16 protein-coding genes are annotated in these 16,183 nt (G+C 73.5%); 8 read left to right on the forward strand and 8 right to left on the reverse strand.

Annotated features, from left to right (window positions below; genetic code table 11):
* Positions 1 to 24 precede the first annotated feature (24 nt).
* From ACFV9W_RS19060 to ACFV9W_RS19080, 5 genes are all read right to left on the reverse strand, one after another.
* The gene (locus ACFV9W_RS19060) at positions 25 to 999 is read right to left on the reverse strand and encodes a hypothetical protein (RefSeq protein ID WP_385762187.1); all 975 of its coding nucleotides are present in this window, start codon (positions 997 to 999) and stop codon (positions 25 to 27) included.
* A 177-nt stretch (positions 1,000 to 1,176) separates the two neighbouring features.
* Positions 1,177 to 1,671 carry a GNAT family N-acetyltransferase gene (locus tag ACFV9W_RS19065; RefSeq protein WP_385762189.1) on the reverse strand — a complete coding sequence of 165 codons (495 nt, stop codon included), beginning with the start codon at positions 1,669 to 1,671 and terminating at the stop codon, positions 1,177 to 1,179.
* 25 nt (positions 1,672 to 1,696) lie between these two features.
* Entirely contained in the window at positions 1,697 to 2,119 is a 423-nt protein-coding gene (locus ACFV9W_RS19070; protein WP_385762192.1) for an acyl-CoA thioesterase, read from the reverse strand.
* A gap of 92 nt (positions 2,120 to 2,211) precedes the next feature.
* A complete protein-coding gene (locus tag ACFV9W_RS19075) occupies positions 2,212 to 2,847 on the reverse strand; it encodes a hypothetical protein (protein WP_385762194.1) in 636 nt (211 codons plus the stop codon).
* 117 nt (positions 2,848 to 2,964) lie between these two features.
* Positions 2,965 to 3,558 (reverse strand): histidine phosphatase family protein, encoded by a 594-nt coding sequence (locus tag ACFV9W_RS19080; protein WP_385762197.1) that lies wholly within the window; start codon positions 3,556 to 3,558, stop codon positions 2,965 to 2,967.
* 226 nt (positions 3,559 to 3,784) lie between these two features.
* Between ACFV9W_RS19080 and ACFV9W_RS19085 the strand changes: the two genes are divergently transcribed.
* Positions 3,785 to 6,685 carry a DEAD/DEAH box helicase gene (locus ACFV9W_RS19085; protein ID WP_385762199.1) on the forward strand — a complete coding sequence of 967 codons (2,901 nt, stop codon included), beginning with the start codon at positions 3,785 to 3,787 and terminating at the stop codon, positions 6,683 to 6,685.
* Positions 6,682 to 8,004 carry an SWIM zinc finger family protein gene (locus tag ACFV9W_RS19090; protein WP_385762201.1) on the forward strand — a complete coding sequence of 441 codons (1,323 nt, stop codon included), beginning with the start codon at positions 6,682 to 6,684 and terminating at the stop codon, positions 8,002 to 8,004. The genes ACFV9W_RS19085 and ACFV9W_RS19090 overlap by 4 nt, the downstream gene beginning before the upstream one ends.
* A 131-nt stretch (positions 8,005 to 8,135) precedes the next feature.
* Here ACFV9W_RS19090 and ACFV9W_RS19095 read toward each other — a convergent pair whose 3' ends face one another.
* The 3 genes from ACFV9W_RS19095 to ACFV9W_RS19105 are packed head-to-tail and all read right to left on the reverse strand — an operon-like array spanning position 8,136 to position 10,436.
* Positions 8,136 to 8,594 carry a hypothetical protein gene (locus ACFV9W_RS19095; RefSeq protein WP_385762204.1) on the reverse strand — a complete coding sequence of 153 codons (459 nt, stop codon included), beginning with the start codon at positions 8,592 to 8,594 and terminating at the stop codon, positions 8,136 to 8,138.
* The gene (locus ACFV9W_RS19100) at positions 8,591 to 9,223 is read right to left on the reverse strand and encodes a peptidase (protein WP_385762329.1); all 633 of its coding nucleotides are present in this window, start codon (positions 9,221 to 9,223) and stop codon (positions 8,591 to 8,593) included. Before ACFV9W_RS19100 ends, ACFV9W_RS19095 begins: the two co-directional genes overlap by 4 nt.
* A 4-nt stretch (positions 9,224 to 9,227) precedes the next feature.
* A complete protein-coding gene (locus tag ACFV9W_RS19105) occupies positions 9,228 to 10,436 on the reverse strand; it encodes a pyridoxal phosphate-dependent aminotransferase (protein ID WP_385762207.1) in 1,209 nt (402 codons plus the stop codon).
* Positions 10,437 to 10,542: 106 nt separating this feature from the next.
* On the opposite strand from ACFV9W_RS19105, the gene ACFV9W_RS19110 reads away from it, so the two are divergent.
* From ACFV9W_RS19110 to ACFV9W_RS19135, 6 genes are all read left to right on the forward strand, one after another.
* Positions 10,543 to 11,205 (forward strand): winged helix-turn-helix transcriptional regulator, encoded by a 663-nt coding sequence (locus tag ACFV9W_RS19110; protein WP_385762210.1) that lies wholly within the window; start codon positions 10,543 to 10,545, stop codon positions 11,203 to 11,205.
* A 258-nt stretch (positions 11,206 to 11,463) separates the two neighbouring features.
* Positions 11,464 to 12,246, forward strand: coding sequence for an MHYT domain-containing protein (locus tag ACFV9W_RS19115; protein WP_385762213.1), 783 nt, complete (start codon positions 11,464 to 11,466; stop codon positions 12,244 to 12,246).
* A 52-nt stretch (positions 12,247 to 12,298) separates the two neighbouring features.
* Positions 12,299 to 14,764: a nitrate- and nitrite sensing domain-containing protein gene (locus ACFV9W_RS19120; protein WP_385762216.1), complete on the forward strand. Its 2,466-nt coding sequence runs from the start codon at positions 12,299 to 12,301 to the stop codon at positions 14,762 to 14,764.
* Positions 14,761 to 15,192 carry a roadblock/LC7 domain-containing protein gene (locus ACFV9W_RS19125; protein ID WP_385762219.1) on the forward strand — a complete coding sequence of 144 codons (432 nt, stop codon included), beginning with the start codon at positions 14,761 to 14,763 and terminating at the stop codon, positions 15,190 to 15,192. Before ACFV9W_RS19120 ends, ACFV9W_RS19125 begins: the two co-directional genes overlap by 4 nt.
* The gene (locus ACFV9W_RS19130; protein WP_385762221.1) at positions 15,189 to 15,620 is read left to right on the forward strand and encodes a DUF742 domain-containing protein; all 432 of its coding nucleotides are present in this window, start codon (positions 15,189 to 15,191) and stop codon (positions 15,618 to 15,620) included. Before ACFV9W_RS19125 ends, ACFV9W_RS19130 begins: the two co-directional genes overlap by 4 nt.
* The gene (locus tag ACFV9W_RS19135; RefSeq protein ID WP_385762223.1) at positions 15,601 to 16,179 is read left to right on the forward strand and encodes an ATP/GTP-binding protein; all 579 of its coding nucleotides are present in this window, start codon (positions 15,601 to 15,603) and stop codon (positions 16,177 to 16,179) included. Before ACFV9W_RS19130 ends, ACFV9W_RS19135 begins: the two co-directional genes overlap by 20 nt.
* Positions 16,180 to 16,183: the final 4 nt, after the last annotated feature.

A 16,183-nucleotide genomic window follows, 5' to 3' on the forward strand; every position in this document is an offset into this window, starting at 1 on the left:
GGCGGCGCCACCCCCGCCCGCGTCTCATCCGCCGCACACGGGCGCGGACCTCAGGTACCCGCCCAGATTCTCGTCGTCCGTGCCGAGCAGCGCCCGGCCGTCCGCGCCCGGCACGCACTCGACCGCCTCGATCTTGCGGCCGTCGAACCTGTCGGGCGCGCCGCGCCGTTCGGCGATCCGCAGCGTCGCCGCGGTGCCCGACGCGTTCAGCGACACCCGGCCCGCCTCGCTCACCGCCGAGGCGAACGGCCCGTCGTCCCCGGCGTCCGAGGCCGAACCCACCATGATCCGGCCGGACTTGGTGAGCGATATGTCGGAGACGTGCCGCACCTCTCCCTTCGGGTAGGCCGCCCGGAACTCGGCCTTGCCGACCTTCCCGAACTCCGCCTCCCCGTACTCGTTGACCTCGAACGGCGCCGCGAACACCGTCGCCGGACGCGTCGCGCCCGCGCCCCGGTCCGCCCACACCGCGACCGTCCTCCCGTGCGCCGCCGTGCCGAGCGCGAAGCCCTCGAAGTCCGCGCCCTCGGGTATCGCGGGCAGCGGTGCCAGGTCGAGCACTCGCGCGGTGTCCCCTTCGACCTGCAGCCGGTACACGAGGCCCCTGCTGGCCAGCGCCATGAACTCGCCGTCCGCGCCCGGCACCGCCTCGATCGCCTCCAGGTCCTTGGGCTCCATGCCCTCCCACGCCACCGGGGTGACCTTGGTGTCCTTCGGTGCGTCGGGGTGGAAGGCGACGCGGCTGATCCGCGACTGGCCGGGCTTCTTGTTGTCGTGCACGACGAGGGCCTCCACCGCGCCGTCGGCCGCCTTCTCGCCGGTGAGCGCGAGTCCGCTGACCCCGGACGTGGCGTCGTCGCCGACCTGCTGCCAGCCGGCGGCGGGCGGCGCGGGCTGCGCCGGGGCGCCCGCGCGGGCGGGTGCGGCGAGGGCCAGCGTGACAAAGGCGGCGGAGAGCAAGGACTTGTGGCGCAACTGCATGGGCGGGGCCTCTCGCATGGGGGCGTTCGGATGGTGCCGTGCACGAGGTTGACGCGCGTAGAAAGGCGGGTCGAACGGGACCGTAGCGATCTTCGCGGGAGGAGGCAAGGGGTCGCGGCGTTCGTCCGCTCAAGAGGTGCTGGACTTCGCCCCGGCCCGGGAGCCGTCCCGGGATCCGGTCCGGGAGCCGCCCCGTCAGACTCCCGAAGCCCCTTGCCCGACAAGGGACTTGGCGTAGAAGCGGCTGTCGTCGTACTCCCGGAACGGGCCGAACGGCGGTGTCGGGCGGTAGCCGTCGGCCTCGTACAGGCCGATCGCCTCCGGCAGGTGGATGCCCGTCTCCAGGACCATGCGGGTACGGCCCGCGTCCCGCGCGCTGTCCTCGAGCGCGGCCAGGATCCGCCGGGCGAGGCCCCGGCCGCGCGCCCGCTCCACGACGAACATGCGCTTCAGCTCGGCGTCCCCGTCCGCGTAGCCCGCGTCGTCGCGCTCCTGCGCCCGCCAGCCGCCGCAGGCGACCGGGACCCCGGCGTCGTACGCGACGAGGAACAGGCCCCCGGGCGGGTCGAAGTGCCCGGGGTGCAGATCGGTGAAGTCGTCGTACCCGAAGCGTTGGCGGTACTCGGCCTGCACCTGTGCGCTGAGCGCGACCGCGTCGGGGTGTCCGTAGGAACGGCTGTGGAGGTTCATGGCGGGACAGCGGCGGCGCGGCCGGTCAGAGGCCGAGGACGGCGGGGGCGGAGGCCAGCTCCTTGAAGATCTCCCCCGGATTGCGCACCAGCTTGCGCTCGGTGAGGTCCATGACGCCGCTCACCGCGGTCACTTCGGCCGCCACCGAGCCGTCGGCCCTGCGGAGCGTCTGGCGCACGCGGAACACCTTGCCGTCGTCGAACTCGAAGGCGCAGCTCACGTCGACGACGTCGCCGGCGCGCAGCTCCCGCAGGTAGCGGATGTTCGTCTCCAGGACGACGGGGCCCACCCCGCGGCCGAGCAGGGCGCCGTCGTCGAGACCGGCGTGGCGCAGGAACGACCAGCGCGCGTGCTCCGCGTACTGCAGATAGACGGCCTGGTTGAGGTGGCCGTTCACATCGATCTCGTATCCGCGGACCTCGACCGGTACGGAAAACTCCTCTGCCACGACGTTCCTCTCGACGGCTCGATGGTGGGGCGTTGTGCCGATCATGCCAACAGGCGGGCGGGGCAGGGCAGTCCGGGCGACCGTGAGGTGCGTTACGCACGTCTGGGCGAGGCCAGCAGATAGCGGGCCCCGCCACGGGCCCCCGCGTGCTCGCTGACCTGCCAGCCCGCCTCCCGCAGCGCCGCCGCGCACGCCGCGAGCCCGCCCTGCTCGGGGTGGTGCACGGCGACGGCCTCCGGCTGCGGGGTGTCCAGCACGCGATAGCCGGGACCGTCCCCGTCCCCACCGGCGGGCGCGCAGCCCGCGGCCTCCAGGGCGAGCGCGGCGGACGGGGCGAGCCGGCCGCGCTCCCAGGCGCACGGCCGGTCCGTCGCGCCGTCCGCGTTCGTCATCCGGCGTATCTCCAGCAGCCCCTGCCAGGCCGTGCGCACCTCGCGCGCCCGCGCGGGACCCGACTCCGGCCGCGGCTCGCCGCCCAGCCGCGCGGCGAACACCCCGCCGGACTCCGCCGGCTCGGGCCCGGCGGACTCCGGCGGTTCGTCCCCGGCCTCCCGCAAGCGGTGGCCCGCCGGGGTCAGGAAGTGCTCGTGCGGGGGCCGCGGGTGCCGGAACGCCAGCTTCAGCACGACGAGCCGGTCCAGCTGGGCGGGCGTGCCGGAGATCCGGCCCGTCTCCGGATCGGCGGCCTCGATGATGCGGCGCTGTGCGGCCGTCGGTGGTCTGGTCATGGCGTGCCTCCCGTCCAGGGCGTGCCCTGGTGACGATGGTGCACGACGGGTCTGACAACGGGCCGGGGCGAGCGGGCGGCTGGGCTCAGGGCCGCAGGTGTGAGCGGGAGGCTCGGCTCAGGGCCGCAGGTTCCAGCCGGAGATCACCGGTCTGCCGTGCTCGAAGGTGAGCCGGCTGACCGTGCCCGTCGCCAGCAGGAAGTGCGAGCCGCCCGACGGCGGAAGCCCGAGGCGCCGCGCGGTCAGCACCCGCAGGAAGTGGCCGTGCGAGACGAGGACGACGCTGCCCTCGTTGTTGGAGAGCGCCGCGTCGACCTTGGAGAGCATCCGGTCGGCCCGCTCGCCCACCTGCTCCGGCGACTCGCCGGGATGCTCGGGCGGCCCCGGCGGCACCCCGTCGTCGAACAGGTACCAGTCGGGCCGGGTGCGCTGGATCTCCCGCGTGGTGACGCCCTCGTACGCGCCGTAGTCCCATTCGTGCAGGTCCGAGTCGACGGTGTAGCGCTTGAGGCCGGCCAGCTCGGCGGTCTCCCGGGCGCGCTGGAGGGGGCTCACGAAGACCGCCCCGATGTGGTAGCTGCCGACGAGGGGAGCGACGCGGCGCGCCTCCTCCCGGCCGTTGTCGGTGAGCGGGATGTCGGTGAGGCCGGTGTGCTGCCCGGTCAGGGCCCATTCGGTCTCGCCGTGCCGGACGAGAAGCAGATCACCCAAGGTTCGCGCCTGTTCGCTAGGAGGTGGGCAGAGGCACGGCCATTGTCTCCGGGCGGGGGCGAGCGGGCCCGGCGGGAGGGGCGGACCGGGCGGGCAGGGCGGACCGGGCAGGGGCGCCGGACACAGGCGCCGGGCATGGGATCAAGGATTGTCAGACCCGGCCCGTAAGGTCTTAGGGGTCGTCGAGGCCTGAGGCCGTCGGAGTGGGAAGGGAGGTGGCGCGACCGTGCCGGAGCTGTCGGGTGTTCCGCTGAGCGCTGCCGCCGTCTTCCTGCCCGACCCGCTGCCGCGCGCCGGACGGATCGCCTTCTGGACCCCGGAGGGGCCGGACGGGCCGATCGGGTCCGGCCTTCCGGGGGCGGACGGCGAGCTGACCCTCGTGCGGCCGCACGGGTCCACGGTCCGCAGCCACAAGGTTCCCGCCCTCGTCGTGCCGGTCCTGGACGCGCTGCCGCTGCTGCTGCGGGCCCGCCGCACCCGGGGCGCCCACCCGGCTGCCGCCGCCTGGGGAGCGGCCGCGGCACACGCCCTGCACCTGGTGGCGCGGGGCCGCCTGCTGCCCGGCCTCACCGCGTCCGACCACGACGCATGGCGCGCGGGCCCGCTCGACGAGGACGACGTGGCGCAGATACGGGGCATCGCCGCCGCCCTGCCGCCCGAGGGGTACGCGACGCCGGTGCCGGGGAGCAGGCCGCTGCGGGTCCCGCGGCCGGAGGCGCTGGTGCGGGCCCTGCTCGACGCCGTGGCCGACGCGCTGCCGCGCACCCCGGCGGCGGCGCACGCGGCGGGCGCGCCGTTCGCCGCCACCGCCGCCCAGCACATCCCGCGGGCCCGCCCCTGGGCGGTCGAGGCGGCGGCCGGGCTCGACGCGGGCGTGAAGGTGTCGCTGCGGCTCGACCTGTCGCAGTACGCGTTGTTCGACGGAGGCGACGGCGGCGACGGAGACGGACAGGGAGACGGAGACGTCGGGCAGGACGCCGGTGCCCGCCGCGCCGGCGCCGCCATCGTCCAGGTGCACAGCCTCGCCGACCCCACGCGCGTGGTCGACGCCGCAGCGCTGTGGGCGGGCGAGGCCGGCGAGCACTTCGGTCCGCGCACCCGGATCGACGCGGTCCTCGCGGTGCGCCGGGCCGCGCTCGCCTGGCCGCCGCTCGGCCGCCTCCTGGAGCAGGACGTGCCGGACGTCCTCGCCCTGTCCGAGAGCGAGCTGACGGACCTGCTCGGGCCCGGCGCGGCGCGCCTCGCCAAGGCGGGCGTCACGCTGCACTGGCCGCGCGACATCGCCCGCTCGCTGACCGCGACCGCCGTGGTGCGCGCACAGGCCGCGCCCGGCTCGGCCACCGACGGGACGCCGTTCTTCGACAGCGACGAGCTGCTCAAGTTCGACTGGCAGGTGGCGCTCGACGGGGACCCGCTGACCGAGCGCGAGATGGACCTGCTCGCCGAGTCGCACCGCGCGGTGGTGCGACTGCGCGACCAGTGGGTGGTCGTCGACCCCGACCTCGTCCGCAAGGCCCGCAAGCGGGAGCTGGGCCTCCTCGAACCCGTCGACGCGCTGGCGGTCGCCCTCACCGGCGAGGCCGAAGTCGACGGGGAGCGGGTCGCGGCCGTACCCGCGGGCCGCCTCGCCGAGCTGCGCGACCGGCTCACCCGGGGCATCGAAACCGTCGAGCCGCCCGAGGGCCTGCACGCGACACTGCGCGACTACCAACTGCGCGGCCTCGCCTGGCTCGACCTCATGACCTCGCTCGGCCTCGGCGGCTGCCTCGCCGACGACATGGGCCTCGGCAAGACCGTCACGCTCATCGCGCTGCACCTGCGCCGCGCCAGGACCGCGCCCACACTCGTCGTCTGCCCGGCGTCCCTGCTCGGCAACTGGCAGCGGGAGATCGAGCGGTTCGCCCCCGGCGTCCCCGTGCGCCGCTTCCACGGCGCGGACCGCGCCCTGACCGGCGTCGAGGGCGGCTTCGTCCTCACCACATACGGCACGCTGCGGACCCGCGCCGCCGAACTCGCCGGGCACACCTGGGGCATGGTCGTGGCGGACGAGGCGCAGCACGTGAAGAACCCCAACTCGGCGACGGCGAAGGCGCTGCGCACCATCGAGGCCCCCGCGCGCGTGGCCCTCACCGGCACACCGGTGGAGAACGACCTGTCCGAGCTGTGGGCCCTCCTCGACTGGACGACACCCGGACTGCTCGGCCCGCTCAAGGCGTTCCGCGCCCGGCACGCGCGCGTGGTCGAGGGCGAGGTCCCGCTCCAGGGCCAGGGCGGGACGAACCCGGAGGCCATCGAGCGCCTCGCCCGCCTGATCCGCCCGTTCATCCTGCGCCGCAGGAAGTCCGACCCCGGCATCGTCCCCGAACTGCCCCCGAAGACCGAGTCCGACCACCCCGCGCCGCTCACCCGCGAGCAGGTGTCGCTCTACGAGGCCGTGGTGCGCGAGTCGATGGCGCAGATCGAGGAGGCCGAGGGCATCGGCCGGCGCGGCCTGATCATGAAGCTGCTCACGTCGCTGAAGCAGATCTGCAACCACCCGGCGCAGTACCTCAAGGAGGGCCAGAGTGACGGCTCACGCCCGCGCCTCGCGGGCCGCTCCGGCAAACTCGCGCTCCTGGACGAGCTGTTGGACACGATCGTCGCCGAGGAGGGGGCGGTCCTCGTGTTCACCCAGTACGTGTCCATGGCCAAGCTGCTCGCCACGCACCTGACCACCCGCGGCATCCCCAGCCAGCTCCTGCACGGCGGCAGCACGATCGTCGAGCGCGAGCGCATGGTCGACCGCTTCCAGTCCGGCGAGGTCCCCGTCTTCCTGCTCTCCCTGAAGGCGGCCGGCACCGGACTCAACCTCACGCGCGCGGGGCACGTGATCCACTTCGACCGCTGGTGGAACCCGGCGGTGGAGGAGCAGGCCACCGACCGCGCGTACCGCATCGGGCAGACCCAGCCCGTGCAGGTCCACCGGCTCATCACCGAGGGCACGGTGGAGGACCGGATCGCCGAACTGCTCGCGACAAAGCGGGCGTTGGCGGACGCGGTGCTCGGCACCGGCGAGGCGGCGCTCACCGAACTGACCGACCGGGAGCTCACGGACCTCGTGACGCTGCGCAGGGAGGCGACGCGATGAGCCCGACGCGCAGGCCCCACAGGACGCACCGGCCGCACGTGCCCGGCCGCGCGGGCGCCGACGAGCAGGCGAAGGCCCGGCACCTGGACACCCGCCGCACGTTCCCGCCGCTGCCGCCGCGCGCCGAGCCGGGCGGCAGCTTCGCCCTCACCTGGTGGGGCAACGCATGGGTCGACGCCCTGGAGGACTCCGCCCTCGACCAGGGCCGTCTCACGCGCGGCCGCGCCTACGCGGACCGTGGCCACGTCGATGCGATCACCGTCACCCCGGGCCGCGTCGTCGCCTACGTGCACGGCTCGCGCCCCCGCCCCTACCGGGCCGAACTGCGCCTGCGGGAACTGCCGGACGAGGCGTGGGACCGCTTCCTCGACACGGCCGCGGCCCGCCCCGAACACCTGGCGTCACTCCTCGACAAGGACGTGCCGCACGCGCTGGCGGCATCCGCCGACCTGCTGCCCACCGTCGACGACCTCACCCCCGAGTGCACCTGCCCGGACCGCGGCCACCCCTGCAAGCACGCGGCGGCGCTCTGCTACCAGACGGCCCGGATCCTCGACGAGGACCCGTTCGTCCTGTTCCTGCTGCGCGGGCGCGGCGAACAGGAGCTGCTGCGGGCGCTGACCCGGCGCAGCTCGGTGCACGAGGCGCAGGAGCGCTCGAAGGCACGGGCCCCCGAGCTGGACTCGCTCCCGGCGAAGGACGTGTACGCGAGCGCCGGGGACGGCCAACTGCCGCAGCTGCCCCCGGAGTTCCCGGCCCCGCCGCACGCCGAGCGCCCGCCCTCCTACCCCCAGGCGCCGGACGCCCCCGACCCGCTCGCGCTCGACCTGCTCGCCACGGAGGCCGGGGCCCGCGCCCACGAACTGCTCACCACCGGTGCGGACCCGATCGCCGCGCTCACCCCGTGGCAGGACGCGGTCCGGCTCGCCGCCGCGCACCCCGGCTCGGGCCTCACGGCGGCGACCCGCGCCCTGTACTCCTCGCTGTCGCGGGGCACGGGCCGCACGCCCACCGATCTGGCGCGGGCCGTCGCGGCCTGGCGCCAGGGCGGACTGGAGGGACTCTCGGTCCTGGAGGAGGAGTGGGACCCGCCGGCCGGCCCCTTCGACCGCGCCCGCCCCGCGCTCCTGGCCATGGGCCACCCGGAGTTCCGCCCCCACCGCAACCACTTGTCGACCCGGTCCGTCCAGCTCCGCCTGGGCCGCGACGGCTGGTGGTACGGCTACGAGTCCGAGCCCGGTCGGGACGAGTGGTGGCCCCGCGGCGAGCCGGGCCGGGACCCGGTCTCGGCGTTGGACTCCGTCCTGGGCGGCGGCTGACACCTGGGCGGCCGCCCCTGTCCACGGGCCCGTCCTCCGGCCGCGGGGCTCTGCCCCGGACACCGCTGGCTCTCGTTCGAAGGGCGGCTTGAATGGCGGAGCCTCAGCCGCCGCCGAGCCTGGCCGAAGGCTCACCGCACGCTCGGTGCCGCCGCCTCCACGAAGCGGGTCAGCGCCTCCTTGCTGCGCTGGGAGCGTCGGTCGCGGTCCGTCTCGTCAGTCGCGTCGTGCAGACAGTGCGTCAGCTCGAAGGCGTGCTCGGCGAGTTGCCGCAGCCGCGGGTCGTCGCAGATCAGCTGGACGCGGGCCAGGGCCTGCCGGGCGCCGATCCGGGCCTCGTAGGAGGCGAAGCGGGAGGCCTCCGCCTCGGAGGTGCCGGGGCTCTCGTGGGCGCGGAACCAACGGTCGTTCTGGCCGCGCCGGTAGTCGTGCACCGCGCCGGCGAAAGCGCTGTAGCTGGAGATGCGTTCCTGGCGCAGCTGCTCGGCGCGGGCCAGTTCCGCACCGCGCACCGCCGCGCGGTTCTGGAAGAAGTGGGTGACGACCGAGCCGAGCAGCGTGCCGAGCACCGCTATGAGGGCCGCGGTCACCGTCCGGCCCCCGTGACCAGGGACATGCCGCGCCCCGCGAAGAACTCCTCGAAGCGCTCCACGGGCAGCTCCGCCGTGCGGGTCGCCGCGTCCGTGCCCGAGGGGTTGTGGAAGTGGTACCCGCGGCCGTCGGCCGTGCGGGACGTGACGAGGACCAGATGGCCGCCCCGGCCGGGCGCCGGTTCGTGCGGGCGGCGGATCGCGTAGTGCACGGAGGCGATGACCAGTCGGCCCGCGTCGAGCAGTTCGCCGATCCCGTCCGCGCCGAGCGTGCGGTGCACCTCCGCGTCGACGCCGTGCACCTCCCGTACGTACTCCACCGCGGGCGCGTAGATCATGCCGCGGATCTCGCCCTCGGCGTCCACCCGGTACGCGCCGAACTTCAGCGTCCCGTCGCGCAGTTCGAAGAGGGAAGGGGCGCCGGGCCCGAGCGCCATGCGCAGGCACGTCGCCCCGCACAGGTGCCCGCACCAGCGCGCGTAGTCCTCGACCGTCGCCGCGCCCGACTGCCGCCACGCGGGGTCCCGGGCGCGGTCGAACCGCCCGGACACGATGGGCCCGACCAGGTCGGGGGAGGCGAACTGCGTGTGGCTGGGGTGCCCACAGGTGCTGCACGAGGTCGAAGTGATCACGTCATTGACGGTATCCGCTCAGGAAACGCCCGATCCGGCTGATCGCGGCATCGAGGTCGTCGGCGTAGGGGAGCGTGAGGATGCGGAAGTGGTCCGGGGACGGCCAGTTGAAGCCGGTGCCCTGGACGACCTGGATCTTCTCGCGCAGCAGCAGGTCGAGGACGAACTTCTCGTCGTCGACGATGTTGTGCACCTTGGGGTCGATGCGCGGGAAGGCGTACAGCGCGCCCTTGGGCTTCACGCAGCTGACGCCGGGGATCTCGTTCAGCTTCTCCCACGCCTTGTCGCGCTGCTCCAGCAACCGACCGCCGGGCGCCGTGAGTTCGCGGATCGACTGGCGGCCGCCGAGCGCGGCCTGGATGGCGTACTGGGCGGGCGCGTTCGGGCACAGGCGCATGGAGGCCAGCATGTTGAGGCCTTCCAGGTAGTTCCTCGCGTGCTGCTGGGGGCCCGTGACGACCATCCAGCCGCTGCGGAACCCGGCCACCCGGTACGTCTTCGACAGGCCGGAGAAGGTGAGGACGACGAGGTCGGGGGCGAGGGTGGCGGCGGTGTGGTGCACCGCGTCGTCGTAGAGGATCTGGTCGTAGATCTCGTCGGCGAACACCATCAGGCCGTGCCGGCGGGCGAGATCGAGGATGCCCTCGACGATCTCCTTCGGGTAGACCGCGCCCGTCGGGTTGTTGGGGTTGATGATGACGACCGCCTTCGTGCGGTCGGTGATCTTCGACTCCATGTCGGCGAGGTCCGGGTACCAGTCCGACTGCTCGTCGCAGAGGTAGTGGACGGCCTTGCCGCCGGAGAGCGTGGTGACGGCGGTCCACAGCGGGAAGTCCGGGGCCGGGATGAGGACTTCGTCGCCGTCCTCCAGGAGCGCCTGGATCGCCATCGAGACCAGTTCGGACACGCCGTTGCCGAGGAACACGTCGTCCACGCCGACGTCGAGGCCGAGCGCCTGGTAGCGCTGGGCGACGGCGCGGCGCGCGGAGAGGATGCCGCGCGAGTCCGTGTAGCCGTGCGCCTGCGGGAGCATCCGGATCATGTCCTGGACGATCTCCTCCGGCGCCTCGAAGCCGAACAGCGCCGGGTTGCCGGTGTTCAGGCGCAGCACGCTGTGGCCCGCCTCCTCGAGCGCGTTGGCGTGCTCGATCACCGGGCCGCGGATCTCGTAACAGACCTCGCTCAGCTTGCTCGACTGCCGGAACTCCATGCGCTTGCCCTCCAGGCGGACCAGGTGCCACTGTGCTGAACCGTTGTCGCTTGGTTTTACCAAGTGGGTGCTTGGAAAGTCCAACAAGTTGCATAGACTGCGCGTCATGCCACGCCGAAGCTACGACCAGTACTGCGCCGCAGCCCGCGCCCTCGACGTCGTCGGGGACCGCTGGACCCTGCTGATCGTGCGCGAACTCCTCGCCGGGGCGCGCCGCTACACGGACCTGCACGCCGATCTGCCGGGCGTGAGTACGGACATGCTGGCCACGCGCCTGAAGGGCATGGAGCGCGACGGGATCGCCGTGCGCAGGAGGTTGCCCGCGCCCGCATCCGTGTACGTGTACGAACTGACCGAGCGGGGACGCGGACTGCTGCCCGTGCTGCGGGCGCTGGGCGAGTGGGGCGCGCCGGAACTCGCCGAGCGGCGGCCCACCGACGCGGTGCGGGCGCACTGGCTGGCGCTGCCGCTGTCGCGGCAGTTGGAGGCGCTGGGGGAGCCGGGTGCCGTGGAGGTCCGGGTCGACGAAGGGGTCTTCCATGTACGGGTGGGCGGGGAGCCCGTACATCCGGCGCATCCCGCGTATCCCGTATATGGGGACGGGGAGTACCCGGACGGGGAGCCGGACGCGCGGCTGACCCTGGAGGCCGAAGTGTGCGCGGAGGTCGCCCGCGGCGCGCTCGGCCTGGTCGAGGCGGCGCGCTCCGGACGCGTGGCCGTGACGGGGGAGGGTGCGCTGGCGAAGTCGCTGCGCGGCGGCACCTCCTGAAACCTCTCCTCATGGGCGTCCCGCGAGGAACAGCGGCAATGTCCGGACCGTCCCGAGGCGCGGCGTGACAAGAGTCGCAACCGCACCCTCGGTCACACGACGCGCCACTTTGTGAAGGCCCCATGAACTCGGGCTCTACCGGTCGGTAACCCCTCTGATTCGGGCCATTCACCGCTCTGATCAAGCCGTCACATGCGTGTTAGCGTCCCGGTCGGTCGGGGGGCCGATGCCAATCCTTGTGAAGAGTGAGAGGGAAACGTGGGGCACATGCACCACATGACAGGCGGCTGGATCACCCCCGTCCTGTCCTATGTGATGGCGGTCGTGGGATCCGCGCTGGGGCTGCGCTGCACCGCCCGCGCCCAGGCCGCGGGACAGCGGTCCAAGCGCAACTGGCTGCTCACCGCGTCCGTCGCGATCGGCGCCGGAATCTGGACGATGCACTTCATCGCGATGCTCGGCTACGCCGTCGAAGGCACGGCGATCCGCTACGACATCCCCCTGACGCTCCTGAGCCTGCTCGTGGCGATCGTGGTGGTCGGCGCGGGCGTGTTCTTCGCCGGATACGGGAAATCGCGCGCGCTGTCCGTGCTGCTCGGCGGCCTCGGCACCGGCCTCGGTGTCGCCGCGATGCACTACATCGGCATGTCGGCCGTGCGGCTCAACGGCTCGCTGTCCTACGACCCCGTGCTCGTGGCCGCCTCCGTGGTCATCGCCGTCGTCGCCGCCTCCGCCGCGCTGTGGGCCGCGCTGTCCGTGCGCGGAGCCGTGATCGCGGCCGTCGCCGCCCTCGTGATGGGGCTCGCGGTGAGCAGCATGCACTACACCGGAATGGCCGCCGTGAAGGTCGCCGTGCACCCGGGAACCGCGCCGCTGTCCGGCGCCACCGCGACCGCGTTCATCCTGCCGCTGGCCGTCGTGCTCGGCTCGTTCCTCTTCCTCACCTGCGCCTTCGTCGCGCTGTCGCCGACGGCCGACGAGCGTGCGCGCAGTGAGGCCGCGGCCCGTCCGCTGCACGAGGTCGAACTGCCCGCCGCGTAGGCACGTTTCCCACCCCCCGAACACCACTCAGGCCCCGCCGAGGAGCTGTCCCATGCCCGCGCGCTTTGCGCTGCCCGAACGGCTGCGCTCCAAATCGATCAGAGCCAAGGTCGTCACCCTGCTCACGGTCCCCGTCGTCTCCGTGATGGCGCTGTGGGGCCACGCCGCGGTGACCACGGCGTCCCAGATATCCGACAAGGAGCAGCTGAAAGAGGTGAACTCGGCGCTCGTCACGCCGATTTCCCGCTTCACCGTCGCCGTTCAGGACGAGCGCGCGGCCGCCATGAAGTACCGCGCCGCCCACGACGCCGCCACAGGCCAGGACTTCACCGCGGCGAGCGACCGCACCGACAAGGCCGTCGACGCGCTCACCGCGGGCATGCGCTCCATCAGCACCGACCTCGCCGACCTCGACGCCGCGCTGCCCGACCGCATCCAGAAGCTGCGCTTCAGCGCCGAATCGCTGTCCGGACCGCGCCAGAAGGCCGGGGCCCAGGGCGGCACGGACGCCATCGCCGGGTACGACACCGCGGTCGAGCGGGCCCTGTCCGTACGGGCCAAACTCGCCGCGGCCGACGGCGACACGGCCCGTACTTTGCTCCAACTCACCCGGGTCCGCGACGCGTTGAGCCGTCAGGACGCGCTGCTCGGCGCCGCGCACGCGGCCGAAGGGGGCATGACGCCCGGTCAGTACCGAGACTTCGTGGGCGACGTGGCGGTGCAGCGCAGCCTCACCGAGGCCGCGCTGCCCGACCTGCCGGACCGGGACGCCGCCGCCTTCCGCGCCGCGCTCGGCACCGCGGGCGCCGAGGACCTGAGCCACGTGCAGGACATGGTCCTCGCCGCCGGCTCCCGGAACGCCGCCGACGCGGTGCCCGCCGGGCGCTGGCAGTCGGACGCGCGGACCACGCTGACCGCCCTGGACAAGGCCGAGTCGCGCGCGATCGACGAGGCCGCGGGCGCCGAGCCGTACTCCCTTTCCTCGCTTGGCAGTTCCGGCATCGCCGTGCTTCTCGGTCTCGTCGGTGTGATCGTGTCGCTGTTGTTGTCGGTACGGATCGGGCGCGGCCTCGTCGCCGACCTGACGGGCCTGCGCGACGCCGCGCTCGACATGGCGGCGACCCGGCTGCCCGCCTCCATGCGGCGTATCCACAACGGCGAGGACATCGACCTCGACAAGGAGGCGCCGCTCGACGAGACGCCGCACAGCGACGAGGTCGGCCAGGTCGGCGCGGCCCTCACCACCGTGCAGCGCGCGGCGCTGCGCGCGGTCGCGGACCGGGCCGCGGTCCTCACGGGTGTCTCCGGTGTGTACGTGTCGCTGGCCCGCCGCAGCCAGGTGCTGCTGCACCGCCAGCTCGACCTCCTCGACGCCATGGAGCGCCGTACGGAGGACCCCACCGACCTCGAGGACCTGTTCCGCATCGACCACTTGACGACCCGCATGCGGCGGCACGCCGAGTCGCTGCTCATCCTCTCCGGGTCGGCGCCGGGGCGGGCCTGGCGCAACCCCGTGCCGCTGATCGACGCGGTCCGGGCGGGGCTCGCCGAGACGCCCGACTTCGACCGGGTCCAGCTCCAGGACATCCCCGAACTGTCCCTCGCGGGCTCGGCCGTCGCCGACGTGGTCCACCTCGTCGCCGAACTCGCCGAGAACGCGTCGGCGTTCTCGCCGCCGCACACTCCCGTGGTGGTCCGCGGTGAACCCGTCGGCGCGGGCGCCTGCCTGGAGATCGAGGACCGGGGGCTCGGCATGAGCGACGAGGCGCTGGCCGATGCCAACGCGCGCATCACCGCCAGTGACATCGACCTGCTCGACTCCCGCAAGCTCGGGCTCTTCGTGGTCAATCGGCTCGCGGAGCGGCAGCGGCTCGACGTCACGCTGCGGCGGTCCGTCTACGGGGGCATCACCGCGGTCGTCTTCATCCCTCAGCACCTGTTGGCGAACCTGTCGGCCGACCGTCCTACGCCCCGGGGCTCCGCCCCCGCCCCCGCTCCTCAATCGCCGGAGGGGCTTGATTTGCCCACCCGCCGCAGCCAATCGCCCGCCCTGGAAGACCTCGACCTGCCGTCCCGCCCCCGGCCGGAGGAGGTGTCTGATCTGCCCACCCGCCGCGGGCCTGAAGGGCAGCCGCAGCCGTCCCGCCCCCGGCCGAAGGAGGGGCCTGACATGGAGCCGTCCCGCCCCCGCCTTGGGCAATCTGCCGCCTTGGGCGGCAGGGTGGGCAAGGCGGCACCCCGGCGCGGCGCACCCAATACGGAAGGCGTCGACCACGGCATGGCGGAGAACCCGGTGCAGCGCGCCGAGACCCAGGACACCGACCCCGGCACCGGAGAAGACCTCCCGCGCCGCGTGCGGCAGGCCAACATCACCCCCGAGCTGCGGGACATCGCGCCCACCCAGAGCGAGGGGACCGGCGCCCGGTCCCCGGAGGCCGCCCGCGCCACCATGACGTCGCTGAGCTCGGGCCGCCGACGCGCCCGCGCCGCCCGCGAGGAAGACGGAGGACACCGATGACCCCGACGTACAACGTGACCGGCCTCGGCGGCGACGGCACGGGCATCGACTGGCTCCTCGACGAACTGGCCGCCCGCGTCCTCGAAGTCCGGTACGTGGTCATGCTCTCCGGCGACGGCCTCTGCGTCGGCGCCTCCACGGGCCTCGGCCGCGACGAGTCGGAACGCTTCTGCGCCATCGCCTCCGGCTTCCACTCCCTCGCCAAGGGCGCCGGCCGCCACTTCGACGCGGGCGGCGTCGTCCAGACGATGGTCGAACTCGAGGGCGGCTTCCTGTTCGTGGTCGCCGCCGGCGAGGGCTCCTGCCTCGCCGTGTTCACCGACGGCCACGCCGACATCGGCCTCGTCGCGTACGAGATGGCGCTGCTCGTCGACCGCGTCCGCGAACACCTCGGCGTACCGACCCGCTCGGACGGCGATACGCAGTGACGTCACAGCCCCCCGACCGCATGGACGCCTGGTCCGACCGTTACGACGAGGACGCGGGGCCCCTGGTCCGGCTCTACGCCATGACCGCGGGCCGCGCCCGCACCGGCAACGGCGCGGAACGCATGGACCTCATGGCCATCGTCCGCCCCACCCGCACCAGGCCGCAGGGCCCGCTGCCGCCCGAACAGCGCGAGCTGCTCGCCCTGTGCCTGCGGGGTCCGCGCCCGCTCGTCGACCTGGCCTCCGACTCCGGCCTCCCGCTGGGCGTCGTCCGCGTCCTGCTCGGCGACCTGGCGGCGAAGTCCCTCGTCACCGTCGTGCCGCCGCAGGCCCCGGCCCCCGACCCCGGCACGGGCGAACCCGCCGCCTACGCCCGCCCCGACGCCCACCTCCTCCGAGAAGTGATCAATGGCCTTCGCGCACTCTGACCCGACCGCCCACGCCGACTTCACGGCCCTCAAGGTGCTGATCGCGGGCGGCTTCGGCGTCGGCAAGACCACGATGGTGGAGTCCGTCAGCGAGATCCGTCCGCTGCGCACCGAGGAGGACCTCACGGTCGCCTCGCGCGGCGTGGACCACCTCGACGGCGTCACCACCAAGTCGACGACGACCGTGGCCATGGACTTCGGCCGCATCACGCTCCGCGAGAACCTCGCGCTGTACCTGTTCGGCACGCCGGGCCAGGACCGGTTCTGGTTCCTGTGGGACGAGCTGGCGACGGGGTGCCTGGGCGCGGTCGTCCTCGCGGACACCCGCCGCCTCGCCGACTGCTTCCCCGCGGTCGACTACTTCGAGAGCCGCGGCATCCCGTTCATCGTCGCCGTGAACTGCTTCGACGGCGTACGGTCCCACTCCTCGGAAGCGGTCTCCCGCGCGCTCGACCTCGGCCCGGACACCACGGTGGTGCTGTGCGACGCCCGGGACCGGGAGTCCGGCAAGGAGACGCTGATCTCGCTCCTCGAACAGCTGCTGCAACAGGAGATATAGCCTG

It is taken from the genome of Streptomyces sp. NPDC059897 (assembly GCF_042730865.1).
Taxonomy (GTDB): domain Bacteria; phylum Actinomycetota; class Actinomycetes; order Streptomycetales; family Streptomycetaceae; genus Streptomyces.